At 36.7% G+C, this 22,560-nt stretch carries 20 protein-coding genes; 9 read left to right on the forward strand and 11 right to left on the reverse strand.

The window, feature by feature from the left end:
• Positions 1-1,842, reverse strand: coding sequence for a type IIA DNA topoisomerase subunit B (locus tag IPH66_07930; GenBank protein MBK7129272.1), 1,842 nt, complete (start codon positions 1,840-1,842; stop codon positions 1-3).
• Between the two features lie 162 nt (positions 1,843-2,004).
• Here IPH66_07930 and IPH66_07935 point away from each other — a divergent pair, with 162 nt between their 5' ends.
• Positions 2,005-4,659, forward strand: a complete 2,655-nt coding sequence (locus tag IPH66_07935) for a TonB-dependent receptor (GenBank protein ID MBK7129273.1) — start codon at positions 2,005-2,007, stop codon at positions 4,657-4,659.
• Here the strand turns inward: IPH66_07935 and miaA are convergent.
• The 3 genes from miaA to IPH66_07950 form a co-directional block, all read right to left on the reverse strand.
• Positions 4,631-5,587 carry a tRNA (adenosine(37)-N6)-dimethylallyltransferase MiaA gene (gene miaA / locus IPH66_07940; GenBank protein ID MBK7129274.1) on the reverse strand — a complete coding sequence of 319 codons (957 nt, stop codon included), beginning with the start codon at positions 5,585-5,587 and terminating at the stop codon, positions 4,631-4,633. The genes IPH66_07935 and miaA overlap by 29 nt on opposite strands.
• Positions 5,588-5,596: 9 nt before the next feature.
• On the reverse strand, positions 5,597-6,334 hold the full coding sequence (locus tag IPH66_07945) for a shikimate dehydrogenase (protein MBK7129275.1): 738 nt from the start codon (positions 6,332-6,334) through the stop codon (positions 5,597-5,599).
• A gap of 72 nt (positions 6,335-6,406) precedes the next feature.
• Positions 6,407-7,477: a branched-chain amino acid aminotransferase gene (locus IPH66_07950; GenBank protein MBK7129276.1), complete on the reverse strand. Its 1,071-nt coding sequence runs from the start codon at positions 7,475-7,477 to the stop codon at positions 6,407-6,409.
• Positions 7,478-7,630: 153 nt separating this feature from the next.
• Here IPH66_07950 and IPH66_07955 point away from each other — a divergent pair, with 153 nt between their 5' ends.
• Together IPH66_07955 and IPH66_07960 are read left to right on the forward strand one after the other, a co-directional pair.
• Positions 7,631-7,900 carry a DEAD/DEAH box helicase gene (locus IPH66_07955; protein MBK7129277.1) on the forward strand — a complete coding sequence of 90 codons (270 nt, stop codon included), beginning with the start codon at positions 7,631-7,633 and terminating at the stop codon, positions 7,898-7,900.
• A 112-nt stretch (positions 7,901-8,012) separates the two neighbouring features.
• Entirely contained in the window at positions 8,013-9,536 is a 1,524-nt protein-coding gene (locus IPH66_07960) for a RecQ family ATP-dependent DNA helicase (GenBank protein MBK7129278.1), read from the forward strand.
• A gap of 2 nt (positions 9,537-9,538) precedes the next feature.
• On the opposite strand, the gene IPH66_07965 is transcribed toward IPH66_07960, so the two are convergent.
• From IPH66_07965 to mnmE, 6 genes are all read right to left on the reverse strand, one after another.
• Complete coding sequence (locus tag IPH66_07965) at positions 9,539-9,910, reverse strand: hypothetical protein (protein MBK7129279.1); 372 nt, start codon at positions 9,908-9,910, stop codon at positions 9,539-9,541.
• A 1-nt stretch (position 9,911) separates the two neighbouring features.
• Positions 9,912-11,372, reverse strand: coding sequence for an aminoacyl-histidine dipeptidase (locus tag IPH66_07970; GenBank protein MBK7129280.1), 1,461 nt, complete (start codon positions 11,370-11,372; stop codon positions 9,912-9,914).
• 146 nt (positions 11,373-11,518) lie between these two features.
• Positions 11,519-11,968 (reverse strand): hypothetical protein, encoded by a 450-nt coding sequence (locus tag IPH66_07975; GenBank protein MBK7129281.1) that lies wholly within the window; start codon positions 11,966-11,968, stop codon positions 11,519-11,521.
• Between the two features lie 163 nt (positions 11,969-12,131).
• The gene (locus IPH66_07980; protein ID MBK7129282.1) at positions 12,132-12,662 is read right to left on the reverse strand and encodes a GNAT family N-acetyltransferase; all 531 of its coding nucleotides are present in this window, start codon (positions 12,660-12,662) and stop codon (positions 12,132-12,134) included.
• A gap of 12 nt (positions 12,663-12,674) precedes the next feature.
• Positions 12,675-14,006, reverse strand: a complete 1,332-nt coding sequence (locus IPH66_07985) for an NAD(P)/FAD-dependent oxidoreductase (protein MBK7129283.1) — start codon at positions 14,004-14,006, stop codon at positions 12,675-12,677.
• A gap of 227 nt (positions 14,007-14,233) precedes the next feature.
• Entirely contained in the window at positions 14,234-15,610 is a 1,377-nt protein-coding gene (mnmE, locus tag IPH66_07990) for a tRNA uridine-5-carboxymethylaminomethyl(34) synthesis GTPase MnmE (protein MBK7129284.1), read from the reverse strand.
• Between the two features lie 201 nt (positions 15,611-15,811).
• Here mnmE and sucD point away from each other — a divergent pair, with 201 nt between their 5' ends.
• From sucD to IPH66_08020, 6 genes are all read left to right on the forward strand, one after another.
• Positions 15,812-16,693, forward strand: a complete 882-nt coding sequence (sucD, locus tag IPH66_07995; protein ID MBK7129285.1) for a succinate--CoA ligase subunit alpha — start codon at positions 15,812-15,814, stop codon at positions 16,691-16,693.
• 89 nt (positions 16,694-16,782) lie between these two features.
• Complete coding sequence (locus IPH66_08000; GenBank protein MBK7129286.1) at positions 16,783-17,058, forward strand: hypothetical protein; 276 nt, start codon at positions 16,783-16,785, stop codon at positions 17,056-17,058.
• A 122-nt stretch (positions 17,059-17,180) separates the two neighbouring features.
• Positions 17,181-17,897 carry a hypothetical protein gene (locus IPH66_08005; GenBank protein MBK7129287.1) on the forward strand — a complete coding sequence of 239 codons (717 nt, stop codon included), beginning with the start codon at positions 17,181-17,183 and terminating at the stop codon, positions 17,895-17,897.
• Between the two features lie 175 nt (positions 17,898-18,072).
• On the forward strand, positions 18,073-18,819 hold the full coding sequence (locus IPH66_08010; protein MBK7129288.1) for a DUF481 domain-containing protein: 747 nt from the start codon (positions 18,073-18,075) through the stop codon (positions 18,817-18,819).
• 92 nt (positions 18,820-18,911) lie between these two features.
• Positions 18,912-19,817 (forward strand): hypothetical protein, encoded by a 906-nt coding sequence (locus tag IPH66_08015; protein ID MBK7129289.1) that lies wholly within the window; start codon positions 18,912-18,914, stop codon positions 19,815-19,817.
• Between the two features lie 45 nt (positions 19,818-19,862).
• Positions 19,863-21,551 carry a T9SS type A sorting domain-containing protein gene (locus IPH66_08020; protein ID MBK7129290.1) on the forward strand — a complete coding sequence of 563 codons (1,689 nt, stop codon included), beginning with the start codon at positions 19,863-19,865 and terminating at the stop codon, positions 21,549-21,551.
• A 27-nt stretch (positions 21,552-21,578) separates the two neighbouring features.
• On the opposite strand, the gene IPH66_08025 is transcribed toward IPH66_08020, so the two are convergent.
• The gene (locus tag IPH66_08025) at positions 21,579-22,550 is read right to left on the reverse strand and encodes a carboxypeptidase regulatory-like domain-containing protein (protein MBK7129291.1); all 972 of its coding nucleotides are present in this window, start codon (positions 22,548-22,550) and stop codon (positions 21,579-21,581) included.
• Between the last annotated feature and the right edge of the window lie 10 nt (positions 22,551-22,560).

A 22,560-nucleotide genomic window follows, 5' to 3' on the forward strand; every position in this document is an offset into this window, starting at 1 on the left:
TTACAACACTTCTTCCACGCGCAAGTTGTCAATAATAAATTCTTGCCTTGAAGGTGTGTTTTTCCCCATGTAATATTCAAGTACATCTTCAATACGCGCATCTTTTCCAATCATTACAGGGTCAAGACGCATGTCTGGTCCAATAAAATTCTTAAACTCGTCTGGTGATATTTCTCCAAGCCCTTTGAAGCGGGTTATTTCAGGATTTTTACCTAGCTTTTCAATGGCAGCAAGACGCTCTTCATCAGAATAACAATAGATGGTTTCTTTTTTATTTCGTACCCTGAATAAAGGAGTTTGTAAAATATAAACATGTCCTTTTCTTACCAAATCAGGAAAAAACTGAAGAAAAAAAGTAAGCAAAAGCAAGCGGATGTGCATACCGTCAACATCGGCATCAGTAGCAATTACAACGTTGTTATATCTCAAATCTTCAATGCTGTCTTCAATGTTTAACGCAGCCTGCAGCAAATTAAATTCTTCATTTTCATAAACTACTTTTTTGGTAAGACCATACGAATTCAAGGGCTTACCGCGCAAACTAAAAACCGCTTGTGTTCCTACATCTCGTGATTTAGTTATTGAACCAGAAGCTGAATCACCCTCCGTAATAAAGATAGTGGTCTCTTCTCCCCTTTCTACTTTTGGATCATTTAAATGTAAACGACAATCACGTAATTTTTTATTGTGAAGATTTGCTTTTTTTGCACGCTCTCTGGCTAATTTTTGAATGCCTGACAATTCTTTGCGTTCACGCTCTGATTCACGTATTTTTTTCTCAAGTGTATCAGCAATTTCAGGATTTTTATGGAGGAAATTATCCAATTTCTCCTTTAAAAAATCCATCACAAAAGTGCGTATAGATTTACCATTTGGCTCAATTTCTTGAGATCCCAGTTTAGTCTTAGTTTGCGATTCAAATACCGGCTCAATAACTTTGATAGATATTGCCGCAACAATAGATTGGCGAATATCAACGGCCTCATAATTTTTTCCGTAAAAATCTTTAATCACCTTTGCAACAGCTTCTCTAAAGGCGGATAAATGAGTACCTCCTTGTGTGGTATGTTGTCCGTTTACAAATGAATAATAGTTTTCACCGTATGAGCGTATGTGAGTAAAGGCAATTTCAATGTCTTCTCCTTCAAGATGTATGATTGGATAAAGTGGTTCACTCTCCATGTTATCTTGCAGCAAATCTTGTAAACCATTTTCTGAAATAAATTTTTCACCATTGAAATGAATGGTCAAACCACGATTTAAGTAACAATAATTCCAAAATAATTTATGCAGATACGGGGCGCGAAAACTAAAATTTTTAAAAATAGATCCGTCCGGTATGAACTCAATATAGGTCCCGTCTTTCTCAGTTGTTTTTGCAACCTTTTCATCTTTAAGTAATTCACCTTTAGTAAAGGATGCTCGTTTTCTTTGCCCCTCACGATATGATTCTACCACAAAATGATCACTCAACGCATTCACCGCTTTGGTACCAACCCCATTCAACCCCACTGATTTTTTAAATGCTTTTGAATCGTACTTCCCTCCGGTGTTGATTTTAGAAACGCAATCAATTACTTTTCCTAGAGGAATACCTCTGCCAAAGTCGCGTACTGATGTAAGACCGTCTTTTATTTTGACTTCAATTTTTTTTCCATTGCCCATCACAAATTCATCAATAGAATTGTCCATCACCTCTTTTACAAGAACATAGATACCGTCATCTGCAGCCCCGCCATCACCAAGCTTACCTATATACATACCGGGTCTCATGCGGATATGTTCTTTCCAATCAAGTGAACGGATATTCTCTTCAGTATAGGAGACTTTTTGTTGTGCCATTTCCTGTTTCTTAAATGAACCTCAAATTTAGCCCTAATTGAGCATAAATGCCCATTTTTACTTAAATAGAATTATTAACAACCAGTAGTTTAACCTCCTTTGCAATAATGAAAGCTGCTTTGCGTTAAGCATTCACGGTCTATTCCTTACTTTTGTCAAACTTTGAAAAACCTGGTCCTAATACTATTTTTATCTGTAGCTCATTGGCTTGCGGCTCAAACCGTGCAAGTGAGCGGAAGAGTAGTAAATGAAAAAGGTCAAGCTCTTGCCTTGGCAACGGTTAAAATTGATGGCATCAGACAGAGTTGGCAAACAGATGAATCAGGAAACTTTATCATAGACTTGCCCGTTAATTCAGTTTATACCATTCACATCAGTTTTAGCGGTCACCATAATTACGTACAAGATTTTGCATTGATGAGTGAGAATTTGAATTTGGGAGATATTCAGTTAGGCACCAGAATTCTAAATCAGGTTGATGTTCAATACACCAAACCACCAGGAGGCTTTGAGGGCTTTCCTCCTGTGGATATTAAAAGACTGCCAACCACCACCGGAAACTTTGAAGATTTGATCAAAGTTGCAGGTATTGGTGTTTCATCCAATAATGAATTGTCTTCAAATTATAATGTGCGTGGAGGGAATTATGATGAAAATGATATTTACGTAAACGGCATTCAGATTTATCGCCCGTTCATTGTGCGCGCAGGACAGCAGGAAGGACTTAGTTTTATACATGGAGAATTTGTAGAAAACATTTATTTTTCAGCCGGTGGTTTTGATGCACAGTATGGTGATGTTTTATCATCTGTGCTTGATGTGAGATATCGTGAACCGCAGTCATTTTCAGGCTCAGTGCAAGTTAGTTTGATGGGGGCTCAATTTCATTTAGAAGATGTTTACAGCGGACGTCGCGGGAATTATATCATTGGTGCCCGTTACCGGGCCAATTCATATCTGTTGAATAGTTTACCTACCAAGGGTGATTATAATCCAACTTTTTATGACATGCAGGGAATCACCAATTATTATACGCATTTTAATGATGAAAATTCGTATGGAAAGTTATATCTGCTAGGTCATTTCTCTTCCAATAATTTTTTATTTGTTCCCAGTTCACGAACTACTTCCTGGGGCACGGTGAATGAAGCTTATCAATTGCGCGTATTTTTTGAAGGACAAGAGCAAACCAGTTTTAGAACTTTCACCGTTGCTGCCGGATATGAGCAACGATTTAATCAAAATCTGAAAATGAATTTTGGTACTTCGCTTTTTCATTCTGTTGAACAAGAACATTTTGATGTACTGGGTGAATATTGGATTAATGAATTGGAAACTGACCCCTCAAAAGAAGAATTTGGAGATTCAACCAGCAATGTAGGTGTTGGCGGATTTTTAGATCATGGCAGAAATGACCTCACAGTTTGGATTGCAAATATTTACTATGACGGCACATTTGATTTAGCTCAAAAAATAATTGAAGAAAAAAAAGCCATTCGTCAAGGTGACATGAATTGGGGAGTGCGCGCGCAATATGAATATTTCTACGACGTTTTGAGTGAGTGGCATCTGATTGATTCTGCGGGTTATGTTATCCCTGCCGGAGATCCTGAAACCATTGAATTAAGTGATGTGATAAAACAAAATAATCTGGTTGAATCGTATCGGTTTTCAGGTCACTATCAATTCACCCAAAATTTTATTCGCAAAAAAGATGTTGCCCTTAATTTGAAACGCAAACAAGGGAGTGGCAAAGAAAAAACTTTTATCATCTATCAAGATACTTTGCAAGACAGTCCTTCAAAACTTTCTGTTACCTGGGGTGTGCGAGGTGGTTATCGAACATTTAATGAAGAGTATTGGATTACTCCGCGTTTTACCATTAGTTATTCTCCACGCATGTATTTTATAACTGATGACACTACATTGACAAGACGAAATGTGAAATATAGATTGTCTTCAGGCTTATATTATCAACCTCCTCTTTATCGCACCATGCGATATCTTGATGGGACCATTCATCCGGATGTGGTTTCACAAAAATCATGGCACAATGTGATAGCGGCAGATATTTATTTTCAAATGTGGAATCGCCCATTCAAATTTACTGCTGAGGCTTATTACAAATACATGTGGGACGTAGTGCCTTATGAAATTGATAATGTTAGAATACGGTATTATGCTGAAAATAATGCAGTGGCTTATGCTACCGGTTTTGATGCAAAAGTGAATGGCGAATTTGTAAAAGGTATTGAATCATTTTTCAGAATTGGAATTTTAAAAACTATGGAAGAAATTGAAAATGATGATTATTACATTTATCTCAATTCTGATGGTGATACCATTTTACCAGGCTACACATTTAATCAAACCGTTGTTGATTCTATTCATCAAGAACCGGGATGGATTCCTCGCCCAACTGATCAGTTGGTAACCTTTGGAATATTTTTTCAGGACAAAATGCCAAAATATGAGAATATCAAAGTATCGGCCAATCTTAATTTTGGAACACCTCTACCCTATGGTCCTCCATCGTATGAACGATATAAAGATGTGTTGCGCACCAAACCTTATATACGTCTTGATTTAGGATTTATGTACGATTTGGTGAACGCTGATACTAAATTAAAAAAACCAAATAGCAAATTTCAAAATGCGTTTGAACAATTCACCATTAGTTTAGATGCTTTCAATTTACTTGGTGTAAACAATGTTGTGTCTTATCAATGGCTGCAAGATATTGCGGGACGGTATTATTCAATACCAAATTACCTCACCGGACGAAGAATCAATTTGCGCGTGATTCTTGCTTTCTGAAAATTTCTTTTACTTGAGCAACTTTAGTTTCTAATGGAAGATTGGTATCAATCCAATGAATCACATAACCATCTGCCTCCATTTTTCTGAACCACGTCATTTGTCTTTTGGCAAATTGATGAATGGCAATATTTAATCCTTCAAACAATTCATTTTTTGTAATGGCGCCTTGCAAGTACATTCCAAGCCATTTGTACTCCAAACCATAATACTCCAAGTCATCAAAGCTGATGTGATTTTTGAGAAGATATTCTGCCTCTTCATATAAACCATGATTGAGACGATAAGTTAGTCGGTTAGTAATTTTTTCTCGCCGCTCTTCACGGGAGATATGTGTGCCAATTATTATCTCATTGAATCCGGGATTTTCAACCGGCTTCCAATCCGGATTCATCTTCAAAAAATTTCCAATTTCAATAGCCCGAATTTTTCTGTGCCAAGTCTGCACTCCCAACTTAGTCAATATTTCTGCCGGAACTTTTTTCAATTCTTCTTCTATTTTTTCTGGAGCAAGTTCTTTCATTGATTCATAAAACACAGCATCAGACGGTATGCCTAAAAAAGAATTGCCACGCAAGGCTGTTTCAAGATACAGTCCACTGCCTCCGCAAAGAATAGGTTGATTTCCGCGTGCCCTGATATCCGCATCAGACTTTAAAAAATCAAGTTGAAATTCTGCTATGTTATAACGGTATCCGGGTTCTTTTATATCAATGAGGTGATAAGGAATTTTTTTTTCATTCACCGTGTATTCATTCAAATCTTTGCCGGTACCAATATCCATGTATTTATATATTTGGCGAGAATCTGCACTGATTATTTCACCGTGCAATTCTGCCGCCACAGCGCAGGCAAGTTGTGTTTTACCTGAAGCAGTTGGTCCAAGCACTACCAGAAGGTCTTTTTTTATTTCTGCGTTTTTAGTCATGATACCTTATCAAAACATATCATCATTCCATATCTGCCATGATTTTTCAGCCTGCTGGTGCAGCATTGTCATGCCATTGATGGTAGTTGCACCAAAAGATTTTGCATTGTGCATGAACGCAGTTTCTTCAGGATTATAAATTAGATCAACTGCTAAATGTTCTGATGTAAAATATTTGTAGGGTATTTCAGGCGCATTGTCAATATTGGGATACATACCAACCGGGGTAGTTTGAATCATGAGCTTGCAATTTTTCATCATCATTTCATTGATGTCTTCATAACTGAATTCATTCTCATATTGGGGTGATCTTGAAATTAAAATAAACTCAATACCTAATTCGTTTAACACGATTTGCACCGCCTTTGAAACACCACCCGTACCAAGTATAATAGCTCTTTGATGCTGTGATTCAAGAAAAGGTTTTAATAATTGCTCAAAGCCAAAACAATCAGTATTGTATCCTTTGGTTTTACCATTTTTAATTTTGATACAATTTACAGCACCGGTATTTTTTGCTTTCTCATCTACCTCATTAAGAAATGGAATTACGGCAGATTTGTAAGGAATAGTAACATTGAGGCCTGTTAGATTATTTTGAGTAAAAACATTTTTTATTTCAGCTATTTCATCTAATTCAAAATTTAGATAACTGGCATCAACACCAAGATTTTTGAATTTTTCTTCAAAGTATTTTTTTGAGAAGGAATGCCCCAATTTTTTTCCGATGAGACCAAATATTTTCATCTTAACGCATGTATAAAAAAAAAAAGGGGATCTGCGGTGTACAAATCCCCTCATGATAATTCAGTTTCTCAATTAGATTTTCATCAGCCAGCCAAATTTATCTTCTACTTTTCCGGCTTTGTAATCAGCTATATACTGTGATATTTTATTAGAAAACGTTCTTGATTCAATAGAAGGCAAAGCATATTCTTTATCTTGATAACCAATGGCAGATATTGGTGCAATAGTAGCCGCAGTACCAATTCCAAAGGCATCTTGCAATTTGCCTTTTTCAATAGCCTCTATAATTTCTGCAACACTCACTTTGCGTTCTTCAACTTTAACCCCCCAATCTTTTGCCACTTCAATCACACTGCGTTTGGTAATTCCTTTTAAAATAGTATCACTTTCTTCAGAAGGAGTTACAAGTACATCATTCAACATAAAAGCAACATTCATGGTGCCTGACTCTTCAATGAAAGAATGTGTTTTAGCATCAGTCCATAACAATTGACGGTAACCTTTATCTTGTCCTAATTTTGCGGGATATAATGAAGCGCCATAATTACCTGCAGCTTTCACACGACCTACTCCGCCTTCAGCAGCACGGGTGTAGTATGTTTCAATACGCACTTTCACCGGCTCAGAGTAATATGCTCCTACCGGACAATTGATGATCATGAATTTATATTTTTCAGATGGTCTGATACCAACATAGTCATCCGTTGCAAATAAAAAAGGGCGAATGTATAATGAAGTGCCAGGTTTATCAGGCACCCATGCGCGATCAAGATCAATCAAGGTTTTAATACCTTCAAGAAAAATTTCTTCAGAAACCGGAGCCATACACATGCGTTCAGCAGATTCTTTGAATCGCTTAGCATTCATGTCCGGTCTGAATACCAGCACTTCTCCTTTTTCATTTTTCTGCGCTTTCAGTCCTTCAAAAATAGACTGTCCATAATGTAAGGCAGAAGTTGCGGGGTGAATTTCAATATTACCGAAAGGTACAATTTGAGGTTCTCCCCATTTGCCATCAGAATAATCCATCACAAACATGTGATCAGCAAAATATTTTCCAAATGGCAGGTTATTAAAATCTATAGTCTGAATACGAGACGCCGGAGTTTTTGTAACCTTGATGTTTACAGTGCTTGTAGCCATAGTATTGTTTGTTCTTTGCGAATATAAGGAATATAATTCCGAAAAAAACTGTGAAAACTTATTTCTCTCAAAAAAAAATGAATCCCCATTCTTAATTAATTTAGCAAATCTGGCTCAATTAAATTACAGTCACCAAATTAAGTTTCAAACAAATTGAAAAATCCTGTTGATATATTATCTGCCTATTGGGGGTACACCGCTTTCAGAGAGAAACAGGAAGAGATTATTCAGGCCGTTTTGAATGGGCAAGATACCTTAGCGCTTTTGCCCACCGGTGGTGGGAAATCAGTTTGTTATCAAATACCTGCATTAATAAAACCGGGTGTATGCATTGTCATTTCACCACTCATTGCATTAATGCATGATCAGGTTGACAATCTAAAAAAAGAGGCATCAAGGCCATGGCAATCACTTCGGGCTTGACAAAAAACAGTTAGATACTGCTTTTGATAATGTAATATATGGTGACTATAAATTACTGTATGTTTCGCCTGAACGCCTAAAAACAGAATTGTTCATTGCCCGATTTAAGAAAATGAATGTAAACCTCATTGCTGTTGATGAAGCTCATTGCATTTCTCAATGGGGATATGATTTCAGACCTCCTTATCTTGAAATATCAGCCATACGAAAAATAAAACCGCAGGTACCTGTTCTTGCTCTTACTGCAACAGCCACACCTCAAGTGGTTGATGACATTCAGGATAAACTAGAGTTCAAAGCAAAGCATGTCATTCAGAAATCATTCTACAGATCAAATTTGATTTATTCAACCATTTTAACGGTCAATAAAAAAAACAGAATTGAAGAGTTTTTACATCAGCATACAGGGTGCGGAATAATTTATTGCAGCACGCGTAAAGCGGTTAAAGAACTTGCCGTGCATTTGATGCATAAAAACTTTAGTGTAGATTTTTATCATGCAGGCTTAGACCATGCTACACGAAGACAAAAACAAGATGATTGGGTGACAGAAAAAACACGAATAATTATTTCAACCAACGCGTTTGGAATGGGCATTGACAAATCAAACGTGCGCTTTGTTTTACATTATGACATTCCTGAAACAATTGAAGCATATTTTCAAGAAGCAGGCAGAGCGGGCAGAGATGAAAAACCGGCTGAAGCAGTTCTGTTTTTTGAGGAAGTAGATATTCATCAACTTATTGAAAAAGTAAACACAAAATTTCCTCCGCTTGAACGCATCAAACAAATTTATAATGCACTGGGGAATCATCTTCAAATTGCCTTCGGTGCAGGAAAAAACACAAAATATCCTATTGAAATTAATGATTTTTGTAATAAGTATGATCTGCAATTAATGGAGACTTATAATGCGTTTAAATTTCTTGAACTTGCAGGATATCTTGAATTTTCAGAAGGTATTTATGTTCCTCCAAAATTAAAACTCACCGCACCACAGTTAGATGTTTACAAAGAGCAAATTAAAGATGAAAAAATTAATCGCGTTGTTCAGTTTTTATTGCGCTCACACATTGGCATCTTTGATGATTATTTAAATATCAACGAATATATCATTGCTCAAAAAACCGGTTTAACAAAAGCAGAAGTGATTGAAAAACTTAATTATTTGACCAAACTTGAACTGGCTGATTATGCCCCGCAGAGTTCAGAACCTCATGTTACTTTCATCACAGAAAGAGTGCCGGATACTCACCTTGCTATTTCACCTACTTTTTATCATCACCGAAAAGAACTTGCTTTTGAAAAAATGAAAGCTGTAGTGCATTATCTGCAGACAAGCACTTGTCGTTCTGTTGAATTATTGAATTATTTTGGTGATGTGAATTCGCTGCCTTGCGGGCAATGTTCAGCTTGTCTTGCAGAAAATCAAGATGTAAAAACAGAAAATCTTTCAAACCAAATTCTGCTATATCTTGAACAAGCGCCGCATAAGATGGAATATCAAACAACAGAAATACTCAATAATTTTTCACGTGTTTCAAGAGAAGATGTATTGCAGTCACTGCGTTGGCTTGCTGATCATAAAAAAATCAGAATGGCAGACACCGGAAAAGAATTTATCCGATTAAAATAAGATTAAAAATTATCAGGATAAATTGTAAAAGTGCAAACCTGAATTCGCGGATCATCACCAGAAATATCAGAACTCCAATTGTACTCATGACTGGTACTTTTTTCACAGACTGAATCTTTACTGTTCTCAATATACAGTGTGTCCCCCATCCAAGCGCACATTTCATTGGTGTTTTTTTTGTCAAGAATTTCGTACGTGTAGATGAGCGTTTTTTGAGAAGGGGCAACAATAAAAATGGTGTCCTCAAAATCAGGATTGAAAACAAATACCGTGTCAGACGTGGCGTTGGCGATCCAGCGTTCATGTTTTAAATATTTTCTGCATGAAACGGTTATAACCAAAATCACACCTATTAAAACAGAGCGCAATGCCATATTAATTCGCTGACGGAATATTGTTCAGTACTTCAAGTAAAAAGTTCCAGAATTTTTGTACTGATTGAATATGGACTTTTTCATCCGGAGAGTGTGGGTTACGAATAGTAGGACCAAAAGAAATCATATCACAACCAGGCAAATGTTCACCTAAAATTCCACACTCCAAACCGGCATGACAAGCTTTTACTTTTGGCTGATCTTTGAATAAACTCACATACTGTTTCTCCATTACTTTTAAAATGCGAGAATCAGGATCAGGAGCCCAACCGGGGTATGATCCATCTTGCACTACCCGCGCGCCTATAAGTTCATACGTGAGGCGTATTGCGTTTGCTATATCTTCTTTACCAGATTCAACCATACTGCGCTGAAGTGATTGGGTCGTAAATTCTCCATCTTTAAATGTCACTTTTGCAAGCGATGACGAAGTTTCAACCAAGCCCGGAATAGTTTCACTCATTTTCCAAACCGCATTCGGTGTTGTGTAGATTGCACGCAAAGCTTTATCCTGATCTGCTTTTGAAATCATTTTTGAAACATTCATTTTTGTTTCAGCCGCTTCAAATTTAAAATCAGGTTCAGTAAAGCGATATTCTCCTTTTATAATCTCAGCGTATTTATTTAATTGCTTTAAAACGATATCTGCTTTTGCACTATCAACAACCAGTACGCCATGGCTTTCACGCGGAATTGCATTGCGCAAGCTGCCGCCGGTAAGTTCTGCAATTCTTAAATCCGCAATTTGAGAAGCAGCATAAATTAAGCGATTCATCAGTAAATTAGCATTTCCTCTACCAAGATTAATATCCATACCTGAGTGACCACCTTTTAGTCCTGTTAATGCTAAGGCAATAGCTTTGAAATTAGCCGGAACATTTTCTTGCTGATAGGTATAAAAAGTATTCGTATCAATTCCACCGGCACAACCAACTGAAAATTCATCATCATCTTCGGTATCCAAATTCAATAAAATTTTACCGCTTAGCAGAGAGCCGTCCAATTCTTTTGCTCCGGTCATACCTGTCTCTTCATCAATGGTAAACAAAGCTTCAATAGCGGGATGTGAAATATCTTTACTTGCTAAAACAGCCATGGTAGCGGCTACTCCCATTCCGTTGTCTGCACCAAGGGTTGTACCTTTTGCTTTTACCCATTCACCATCAATGTATGATTGAATTCCCTGCGTTGAAAAATCAAACTCAGTAGCTGAATTTTTTTGATGAACCATGTCAATATGCGATTGGAGAATCACAGTTGGCTTAGCTTCAAAACCTTTTGACGCTGCTTTTTTTATAATGACATTTCCAATCTTATCAACCTGTGTATCTAAGCCAAGAGACTTACCAAAATTCACCATAAATTCACGCACGCGTTCTTCCTTCTTTGACGGACGAGGCACTGCATTTAAATCTTCAAAATAATTCCACACTGCTTTGGGTTCAAGATTTCTTACACTCATGATAATTGATTTTTGTGCTAAATTAATTGTTTTGAATTTCTTGTGATATATTTTTTTTTGAACTTCTGGTTATTGCTGATCAATAGGTGCTTAAAAAAAAAGCCACCCTAAGGCAGCTTTTTACATCTTGTTTATTCAACAAACTATTAATGAGCTTTAAGTCTGAATTGGTGTGAAACACCGTCAGCTAGAAATGTGTACCACAAATCAGTTTCAGTAAGTTGATTGATTGTGTATTCAGCAATTGTAACCGTCAGGTGATCATCAGATAACTCAAATACACCGGCATTTGTAAGGATTACTTTTGAGTTTTCTTCAGCTAATGCCCAAGTACCTTCAACCTCAAGCGTATTTCCATCTGAGTCTTTACTGGTTCGTGTATAAATTCCGTTGGTTTGATATACTTCAATGTAATCAGAAGCAATCATAGAACCGGTTAGGTTATTTCCGTTTACGTAATATGCATCTAAATGCCATGTACGGGTGAGATTGTCTTCGGCTTTATTCACTTTACCTCCGTCAACATATTTTTCGCATCCTGCGAATAAAAGGCTGGCGCCAATAACTAATCCTGCAAATAATTTTACTGTTTTCATTTTGTTGTTGTTTTAGTGGTTTTTTACCGGATAAAAATCTTCAGTTTGTTACTGAACGAATATTATCAGCTAAAATTGTTTTGCTTTATAATACGGCAAAATTGCACAAAGAGTTTGAATAATCCAATTAAGCGTGTTTTATCCAACGAATTTCAACCGTCTGTCAAAGATTTTTGACATAAAAGTCAAACAAACAAGGTGTCAATAACCGAGCAGCTTTGTCAGGATACAATTTTTCAAAACCAATGGTATGAGTGATTTTATACCCCAGAGAAGTATACCAATGATGTAATTTAGTTTTGATTGGAATTTCAAATGACGCCGGCCTGAGAATTTCAATTTTCATGCTGAGTGCCCCGGCTTGTATTGCTTTGCGCTCGGCTTCAGCAATCAGTACCCGGCCAATGCCATGCCCTGACAAATCAAACCTTACGCCAAAGGTTCCAAAAGAAAAAATATCCTTATCAATTCTGTAAACTCTTAATCCACCCGCTGTATGCCCATTGTATGTTGCTACCATGAATTGATCATGCTGAATGAATTTTTCAAAATCATCACGTGATATTCTGATATAATCAGCGCCCCACATTAAATCTTCAGTTTCAGCATAAGCTTTTATCAAGATAGAATACAGTTCATCTTTTTCAATTGAATCAGATGACAGTAATTTTGCAGAAAAAACTTGAATGCTCACGAAGAAAAATTATTATTTGGTCATTTGAGTAGCTTCAAATTCTTTGCGTCTTTTTCTCTTTTCTTCTTGTAAGTCAAATTGTGTAATGATTAAGCGCAAACCTCTATCAGAGTTGAAATAATTGCGCACCCAGTTAAAGGTGGTGATAATTTTATTTCTGAATCCAACTAGTGACATTAGGTGAACTACCATCCAGATAAACCAAGCAAATGCACCACCTAGTTTGAGTTTACCCATTTCAACCAAAGCTTTATTTTTACCTACCGTTGCCATAGCGCCTTTGTCTTTGTATTTAAAGGATTGCATCGGTTTGTTATAGACAATTTTATTGAGCAAATTTTTTCCGCACAACTTACCTTGTTGCATGGCCACCGGCGCTACTTGCGGATGTCCGTTAGGATAATCAGTTTGAATCATGCAGGCACAGTCACCTATTGCAAATACATTTTCCATACCTTTTACTTGATTGAATTCATCAACCAAAATTCGTTCACCTTTGTTGATAGATTCTTTAGGAAGGCCTTCAACGGGATTTCCTGTAACACCGGCTGTCCATATCAGTGTGCGTGCAATGATATCTTGACCGGTATTTGTTTGAACGTAGTCACCAAAAAAATCAAGTACGCGTGTTTTCAATACCACTGTCACTCCAAGTTTTTCAAGATATCGCTTTGCCTTTTCAGATGATTTTTGCGAGAGCATAGGCAAAACGCGATCACCGCTTTGAACCAGATAGATATTCATTTTTGATAGATCAAGTTCAGGATAATCCTTTGGAAAAACAGAGCGTTTGAGTTCACCTAAAGCACCTGCTAATTCAACACCGGTTGGTCCTGCACCTGCAATCACAACATTGAGCATGCCTTGTTTCTTTCTCTCGTTGTTTATGAGTAGTGCATGTTCAAAATTTTGCAATAACATAGTGCGCAAATCAAGTGACTCAAGAATACTTTTCATTGGCATTGCAGATATAGTCAAGCCTTCATTGCCAAAATAGTTTGTCTTAGCTCCGGAAGCAATCACCAGATAATCATACTCCAGTGTATCATTACCAAATTCAATAATTTTTTTTTGATGATCAATATTTGTCACCTCTCCTAATCTGAAATAGATGTTTTTAGATTTATTGAAAATTTTTCTGATAGGATATGCAATGGATTCCGCTTCTAAGGCAGACGTTGCAACTTGATACATCAATGGTTGAAAAGTGTGGTAATTATTCTTGTCAACAATAACAACCTGAACATCCCTTTTTTTGAACATTTTGGCGAGTTGTATTCCGCCAAAACCGCCACCAATAATGACAATACGGGCTTTCTTTTTATCAGGAATTTCTATGAGCATGGGGTAGGAAATTTGAAGTGAAGTTAACGAAAATCATTCACACAAAATATCTTACCGCATAAAAGCAATACGTACAACCAAATAACCAAAGAGGAATATTTTTACTTTGAGGATATTCAAGATCATCATTAACTACGAATGCATTTTTCACAATGCAGATAATTTTCAAAAATGCACATTCGGATGTGCAATTTAGATGATAGCTGTATTAAATGATTGTATATTAGTTATTTCCCGATACAAAATGAACTGAAAATTGCACCAAGAATTTCGTCACCGGTAATTTCACCTGTGATTTCGCCTAAATAATGGATCGTTTCTCTAATATCTTGCGACAGCAAATCACCTGGAAGATTATCTTGTAAACCCAATTGAATTCTCTCCAATGATATCAAGCATTTACATAATAATTCATAATGGCGGGCATTGGTCACAATCAATGAGTTTTGGGTATCTGAAAAATCTCCTGCTGCTTTTAAAATTTGTTGCTTTAAATCGTTCAAGTTTTCTTTTGTTTTAGCAGATATGAAAACACCTGAATCTTTAAGCTTTTTAAAATTCTCTTCTGAAGACTCATCTTGTTTATTGAAAACCGGAATCAGCGCTTGATCTGCTGACACAGATTGATTTCTGAATTGTTGAATACGTTCAAGAATTTTATCTTCTTTTTCAGTGGTTATATCAAACAGTAAAAGTATGATAGATGATTTGCGAATTTGTTCAAATGATCTTTCAATTCCCAAAATTTCAATTCGGTCAGATGTCTCTCTAATACCTGCTGTATCAATAAACCTAAACTCTACCCCATCAATCAGCATGACATCTTCAATTACATCACGTGTAGTGCCGGGAATTTCAGAAACAATTGCTTTATCTTCATTCAACAAGGCATTGAGTAGTGTTGATTTACCTGCATTAGGCGCACCGATGATGGCAACAGGTACTCCATTTTTTATCACGTTTCCAATACGAAAGGAATCAGACAATTTCGAAATTCGTTCAATCATGTTTGCCACTAATTGTCTCAATTGCGTTCTGTCTGCAAATTCAACATCTTCCTGACTGAAATCTAATTCAAGTTCAATGAGCGCGGCAAACTCTAGTAAATTTGCTCTGACATTTTGCAATTCATTGGCAAAGCCACCCCGCATCTGATTCATGGCAAGTTTATGTGCAGCCCTAGAATTGGCAGCAATCAAATCAGCGATTGCTTCTGTTTGACTGAGATCCATTTTTTTATGCAGAAATGCTCTCAGCGAAAATTCTCCCGGACCGGCAGCACGAGCTCCATTACTAATGATTAAGTTCACTAATTCTGTCTGAATATAGCGTGAACCATGGCATGATATTTCAACCAAGTCTTCACCCGTAAATGAATGTGGACCTTTGAATACGGTCACAACAACTTCATCCAATATTTCAATCTGGTTTTTAATACGACCAAAATGAGCGGTATGTGAAGCAACCTGAAGTAAATTCTTGCTGAATAGTGACGAGACAATTGAAAGAGCTTTATCACCGGATACCCGAATAAGCGCAATGGCTCCAGCGCCTGCGGGAGTTGAAATAGCACAAATAGTATCTTCAGTGTTTTGAAAAAACATAAAAACGTTATCCTTATTAAATCAGGGTAAAGATAGGGAATCAGAGCATGTCAACCTTGATTCAGCTCATGCAATTCGTTAATAACTTTACAGGTAGAGAAGCGAAAACACATAAATTCAGCGTATTAATAATGATTTCATTCACAATGAGCACGAATTAGTTTAAAATACATATTTTTGAAACGCTAAATAACAAATGATATGTCAGTACTTGTAAATAAAAATTCAAAAGTAATTGTTCAGGGATTCACTGGTGGAGAGGGAACTTTTCACGCCACGCAAATGATTGAATACGGAACCAACGTTGTAGGAGGTGTAACTCCGGGCAAAGGTGGTACGCAACATTTGGATCGTCCGGTGTTTGATACGGTTGCAGATGCAGTGGCCAAAACAGGTGCTGATGTTTCTATCATATTTGTTCCGCCGGCTTTTGCTGCAGATGCAATTATGGAAGCAGCCAATGCAGGCATTAAAGTAATTATTGCAATTACTGAAGGAATTCCGGTTGCTGACATGGTGCGTGCTAAAGAATATATTTCACGTTTCAATTGTAGACTTGTTGGGCCAAACTGCCCGGGAGTAATAACTGCGGGTGAAGCGAAAGTTGGAATTATGCCCGGTTTCATTTTCAAAAAAGGAAATATTGGTATTGTATCCAAGTCAGGTACATTAACTTATGAAGCGGCAGATCAGGTTGTGAAAGCAGGTATGGGAATCACTACTGCTATTGGTATTGGAGGTGACCCAATTATTGGAACTACCACTAAGCAAGCTGTTGAGCTTTTGATGAATGATCCTGAAACACATGGTATCATTATGATTGGTGAAATTGGCGGAAATTTAGAAGCCAATGCCGCTGCTTGGATTAAAGAAAATGGAACAAAACCCGTTGTTGGATTTATTGCAGGGGTTACTGCTCCAAAAGGAAGAACTATGGGACATGCAGGCGCTATTGTTGGAGGTGAAAATGATACCGCAGAAGCTAAAAAGCGTATTTTGCGTGAGTGCGGAATTCACGTAGTTGATTCACCTGCTGAAATTGGTAAAAAAATGGCTGAAGTAATGGGAGTAAAAGTTGCTTAATATAAATTTTAGGTTCAAAAAAAAAGTCCTGTCGCTTCTTTGGCAGGATTTTTTTTTGACTATACTTGAATGAATTTAATTCAAATCTGATGCGAAAAATTTTGGTTTTATCCCTGATAAGTCTTTCCCTTTTAAGTTGCAAAGCCGTAATGAAAGGCGCAGCAAAATACTGGACCAAAAAGCAAATCAAAGAATTTGTTGCCAGTTGTGAAGAGCACGCCGGAAAATTAATGAGTGCAGATAAGGCAACTCACTATTGTGATTGTGCAGTTGATAAAGTAGCCGAAAAATATCAAAATTTTGATGATTTTAAAAAAGCCGGAATAGTTGAAGTATTGAAAATTGCTAAAGATTGTAAGGAATAATTATGCTATTACTGTAACTTTTAAATCTATCCGGTTGTTTTGCTATAAACGGTTTATCTCCCATTATCATCATGCGATTAGCTTCAAGATAATGTCAGGTGGTGGATTAAAAAACTGAACCTATGACAAAACTTTGGATACTTTTTTTCACTTTGGCAACATGGTCTGGCTTCTGTCAAGATAAGGTGCATTTAATGAACGGGGAAGTGCTTCAAGTAAAAGTGATTGAAGTTTCAGACAAGTATATCACCTATCAATATTACATACATGGTGAAGGCAACGGTGCACTGATTAAAATACGAACTGAAACAGTTACGTTGATTGAATTTGAAAATGGTAACAGAGAGGATCTTTCAAAGTATAAAATAGAAATTGCAGACAAGAAAAAATACTTCCTCTTTGAATTGAACCCCTTGGATCTCATGTTGCGGGCATACAGTGCAAATTTTGAATTCTATCCAACAAAAAAAAGAAATTTTTCTTTACTTTTTCCTGTTCGAATAGGATTTCCAACAGATGATAAAAATTACTACGATAGGTTGAAGTTAGAATTTGGAGCTGGATTAATGCACTATTATTACCGTGGACATATTCTGAACTGTTTTACCGGATTTGAAGGAAATTATCGTATTGAAGAAAAAGCTCAGACCACATATCAAGGGCCTACTATCTATACTCAAAGATATTATGGAGTTTGGTACTACACGAATGGAATGCGTGTAAATCTCACTCGTCTCTTGGGAATGTCTTACGCACTGTCAATTGGGGCTGAATTCAATAAAAACGGAATGAATGAACTTGCAGCAAAAGCCACGATTTCATTCTTTTTGCGCTTCTAATTCCGAAGCGATACATGGATCATTGTACCTGGCATAAAATTGCAATTCACTTATTTGATCTGTACTGCACTTTATAAAATCCAATTCTGTGGTGCAGCCAATAAGTTGACATATTACACGCTTGAAAAAGTACTTTTTGAATTCGGGTAAGTATCTCTTCAACTATATTTGTTTCATGAGAGTACTAATAATTTTCTGCATAATGCTTCCATTCATGAGTGCAGGTCAAATTGTCAATATTGAAAACATGCGTCTGTCAACAAAACAAGAAGGATGGACAGGTAGCGTTGATCTGAGTTTGAATTTTACCATGAATACGGTGCAACTTTTTCAACTGGGTGATAGATGCAGAATTGCTTATCGCAAAGGAAAAAATCAAGTGCTTTTATTGACTGATCATTCATTGGTACAAACAAAAGATGTGAGTATTGTCAATCTGGGGTTTGAGCATATTCGCTACAACTATTCATTTAAAGATTCAGGTAATGTGATTTTGGAATTTTTTGAGCAGGCTCAGTTCAATAAAATTCAAAAAATTAATTTGCGTTTGCTGGGCGGAACAGGCATCCGTTTTCATTTGTTAGATAAACAGAATTATCAATTAAATACAGGAACCGGATTTATGGCTGAATATGAAGACATGACAGATTATGGAATTTCTGAAGATATTCTTTTTAATTCATACTTTTCTTTTGATGGTCAATTTACAGATCATATTGGATTGAACGTGATCACCTATTTTCAGCCTAAACTGATAGACTTTGGTAATTATCGAATTTCATCAGAAACTCAATTGCGCATAATTATCAATAAACATCTTACATTTCGTATGATTTATAATTTAACGCACGATTCCAGAGATATCTTGGATATCAGAAAAACGAATTACTATTTTCGCAATTCTCTGAGTTTTACGTTTTAGATCAATAAATCATTATTTTAATTTGAAATTCAGTCATTTATACTGATTCTCATTTTATCTTTGCGCCGATTTCGCTGACTTGCAAGGAAAGCATGAAAAAACTAAAAAAATATGATGTAGTTTTGCTGACAGAGGCAAAATACATTGATCCAAAAACAGTTGATTGGTATACTGATCAGGTTTTGACAGAAGACAGTTTGGTGCTTGACGCGCTTCATCAAAAAGGTATTCATGCAATAAAAAAAGATTGGGCAGATCCTGATTTTGACTGGACATCTACACGCTTTGCATTATTCAGAACAACCTGGGATTATTTTCACCGGTTTTCAGAATTTGATGTTTGGTTGAATCAGGTTCATCATTCTACAAAACTCATCAACTCTTATGATCTGGTGAGATGGAATATGGACAAACACTATCTACATGATCTTGAAAAAAAAGGGATTCCAATCGTACATTCTTATTTTGTTGAAAAAGGATCAGAGATGACCTTACAGCAATTAATTGATCATACTGGATGGGACCAAAGTGTTATTAAACCGGCTATTTCTGGTGCAGGCCGACATACCTATCGTCTTGAACCCGGCAATATTTTTACGCATGAAGAAATCTTCAAAAAACTTATTGAAAATGAATCAATGTTGATTCAACCATTTCAAAAAAACATTTCTGAAAAAGGAGAAGTATCACATATTGTTATTGATGGTATTTATACCCATAGCGTATTAAAAAAAGCAGCAGAGGGTGATTACCGAGTACAAGATGATTGGGGAGGAACCGTTCACCCGTATAAAGCATCAAAAAAAGAAATTGAATTTGCTGAAAATGCAGTGCGTGCCTGCTCACCTGTTCCGCTTTATGCCCGTGTTGACGTGATGTGGGATAATGATGATCAACTTGCTTTATGCGAATTGGAATTGGTAGAACCTGAACTTTGGTTCAGAAAAAATCCAAAGGCAGCTGAATTATTGGCAGATGCAATTGAAAAAAAGATGTAGCTTGCGAACATCACAGAGCCTATTTTTTATTTTGATTAGTTCAATATGAATTTACTGACTAGCATTTTAGTAAGCATAATACTCACCTTGAGTTCCGTCATTTCATTTTCTCAGCCATGTGGAAATGACTATGGTAATTCAAGCGATGAGGCTGACATTATATACCAAATGCGTTATGGTACAATCAGTGATGTTATTGCAGCAATCAACAATGCTAAAAACACCCGAGGTAACAGTCTTGGCTGTCCACAGGAAATAATCAATTATGTTTCTGCAGATTTCACTGAACCCACACTTACTGAAATAGAAAATATTTGGAACACGATACACAAACCAGCTATTGAAGCTATCCTGATTGATTGTCCGAGAATTGCCCGGTATGAAAGCAATGCAGTATTAGGCGCTTATTACGCAAACCTTGCCGGTTATAGCATTTCGCTTAATTTGCTTGCACAAGTTGGAGAAATGATGACAGCACAACAATACACTTCATCTACCGTTTCAAGTGTCATCGCGGAGCATGAAGGTATATTTGCTTATATCCATGTAGGCAGCGGTCATCCTTGTTATCCGGGTGGAGTAGTTGGAAGTTCAGTAGAAGATGTATGTTCAAATGCTCCTTCACTTTGCATCACATATGATTTTGGACTATTCAATGCTGAAGAATTTTTAATTGCTGATCAATATCCGGCACTTGATTTTTATGATGGTGGCGCCGCATATGATCATGGCTGGGCAGGCGTACACATGATTGAAGCGGCAATACAGCAAGATGATTCTGTGCTAAAAAGTAAATTCAAAAACGCGTCAGTCCTTGCCGGAAAATGGGCAATTAATGAATATCCGGTAAAAAATCACAATTACACGGCAAAATTAATTTGGCTTCTGGCAGAACTTTATTTGTGGTCAGGTGAGACGATATACAAAGATGCTTTGAATGAAAAATTGGATAGAAATCTTTTGCCCGGAATACTTTACGACCAAACCAATGATGGTTTTGTAGATGGCACCTCACCGGCAATCTCCTTTTCATCTTTAGTTTCAATTGCACAAACCCCTGGCAGAATGTGGGATGGGCACAATTCACTTCCATGGTACAATGCTATGAATGCTTGGGCACTTACCGAAGCCTATGTTGCCTTTAGAGATCGGGGAGATAATACCAGAGCGGCAGAACTTAAACCATATTTGGTTGCCATGTTAGATAATCTAGCATTGGAAATTTCTTCTTTGGGTGTAATTGATCCAGCCTATCTTGGTGTTCGTGATCTCGCTTATGCTTTTTTAATTGGTGTTTGGAAAGTTGCCATGTATGAAAACGAGGATCATCCGCAATGGAAAAATGCTTTGTGGGCAATTTGGAATTCCGGTGCTTTTGACACCTATAACACCAATTCTGTTTGTGTTGGATTGTATTTACTTATCAAAACTAACACTCCTTATGTTCCACTTCACGTGCGGGAGGATTTTAATTCAATCCCCAATTTGAGTTTTAACGGAGCAATGGAAATTTATCCCAATCCAGCATCTTCCATTATTGATATAAAATTAAGTAACCCTTTCAACAACGAAATAGCCATCAAAATTTACGACAGCCAAGGTAAACTGGTGAAAGAACAAAAGTCTTATTCATATATCACCAGTTTGGATATTTCACATCTAACGGCGGGAACGTATACAGTAAAGGCATTTTTTGAAGACGAAACCAGAACAACCAAATTTGTCAAACTATAGAAAGTACTGATATCAAAGCACATCAATTTATTGAACTATCGTTTCAATAGCCGCACCACCCCACTCAATCAAAGTAAAACCTGTGCGAACCAAAGGAGTAAATTCTTCTTGCTGCTGCCAGTTCCCAAATTCTTCAGGTGAATTCAACGGAGTATAATACATGAATAATCTCAATTGACTATCTGGTTCAGGAGATACATTAATTGGTGCAATTTTTTCTGCATAAATATCTTGGGTGACAAACTGCATGAAAACATACGATGATTCTATCAATTGCGGTGCCCAAAATGTAATGAAGTCAGTTGATTCACGTTCATTTAATCCTGCTGCTGTAAGCACATGTTCAAGTGTATTGACAACATCTTCAGATGATGCCATATAACCGTAAATAATTCCATCTTTTTTCTCGTATTCAAGACCAGATGTTTTTGCTTCCCAGAATAAATACGGATACTTTTTTCCGGTAACAACATCTGTCAATTCATTGCCATTTGTGATAAGCAATTCCCAACTTTTCTCTTTTTTTGGATACGTGAAAGTCATTCCCGGATGATCTAAACTCACAGAAACTCTCATGGCTGTTTCATTGTAGAGATAGATAACCGGCTTTTTGACATTTTGATTTCCTTCAGCTTTTTTCTCAAAGTAGAAATTAATCACTACTCTATGTTGAGATTTGAAATCATAGTCAGGAATTACAATTTCACCATATTTCACATGATATACAAATACAGACGTATCTTCAGAAGTCAATTTAAGATAGTAATGACCGGTGGCATTAGTTTTTGTTTTTCTTGTTCCGTCAACATTAGAAACAGTAGCAACGGGTAGAATGGTTCCTGATCCTTCACGCACATAACCTTCAATGATACAAACTCCTTTTTTAATTGAGCTATCCAAGGTGTCTGACACAATTTCATATGCAGGCATGGATGGATATTCGTACGCCATGGAAAATTTACATGAGAAGAAAATCAAAATCAGGAAAATATTTTTCATAGTCTAATAT

The organism is Crocinitomicaceae bacterium, from assembly GCA_016708105.1.
GTDB lineage: Bacteria > Bacteroidota > Bacteroidia > Flavobacteriales_D > Crocinitomicaceae > JADJGJ01.

Coding starts and splice junctions, on each gene's coding strand:
- IPH66_08015 (MBK7129289.1), top strand. CDS start 18,912: ATGAAAAAACTAAAAAAATATGATGTAGTTTTGCTGACAGAGGCAAAA.
- IPH66_07960 (MBK7129278.1), top strand. CDS start 8,013: ATGAATGTAAACCTCATTGCTGTTGATGAAGCTCATTGCATTTCTCAA.
- IPH66_07975 (MBK7129281.1), bottom strand. CDS start 11,968: ATGAAAACAGTAAAATTATTTGCAGGATTAGTTATTGGCGCCAGCCTT.
- IPH66_07965 (MBK7129279.1), bottom strand. CDS start 9,910: ATGGCATTGCGCTCTGTTTTAATAGGTGTGATTTTGGTTATAACCGTT.
- IPH66_08010 (MBK7129288.1), top strand. CDS start 18,073: ATGAGAGTACTAATAATTTTCTGCATAATGCTTCCATTCATGAGTGCA.
- IPH66_08005 (MBK7129287.1), top strand. CDS start 17,181: ATGACAAAACTTTGGATACTTTTTTTCACTTTGGCAACATGGTCTGGC.
- IPH66_07985 (MBK7129283.1), bottom strand. CDS start 14,006: ATGCTCATAGAAATTCCTGATAAAAAGAAAGCCCGTATTGTCATTATT.
- sucD (MBK7129285.1), top strand. CDS start 15,812: ATGTCAGTACTTGTAAATAAAAATTCAAAAGTAATTGTTCAGGGATTC.
- IPH66_08025 (MBK7129291.1), bottom strand. CDS start 22,550: ATGAAAAATATTTTCCTGATTTTGATTTTCTTCTCATGTAAATTTTCC.
- IPH66_07945 (MBK7129275.1), bottom strand. CDS start 6,334: ATGAAAATATTTGGTCTCATCGGAAAAAAATTGGGGCATTCCTTCTCA.
- mnmE (MBK7129284.1), bottom strand. CDS start 15,610: ATGTTTTTTCAAAACACTGAAGATACTATTTGTGCTATTTCAACTCCC.
- IPH66_07970 (MBK7129280.1), bottom strand. CDS start 11,372: ATGAGTGTAAGAAATCTTGAACCCAAAGCAGTGTGGAATTATTTTGAA.
- IPH66_08000 (MBK7129286.1), top strand. CDS start 16,783: ATGCGAAAAATTTTGGTTTTATCCCTGATAAGTCTTTCCCTTTTAAGT.
- IPH66_07950 (MBK7129276.1), bottom strand. CDS start 7,477: ATGGCTACAAGCACTGTAAACATCAAGGTTACAAAAACTCCGGCGTCT.
- IPH66_08020 (MBK7129290.1), top strand. CDS start 19,863: ATGAATTTACTGACTAGCATTTTAGTAAGCATAATACTCACCTTGAGT.
- IPH66_07930 (MBK7129272.1), bottom strand. CDS start 1,842: ATGGCACAACAAAAAGTCTCCTATACTGAAGAGAATATCCGTTCACTT.
- miaA (MBK7129274.1), bottom strand. CDS start 5,587: ATGACTAAAAACGCAGAAATAAAAAAAGACCTTCTGGTAGTGCTTGGA.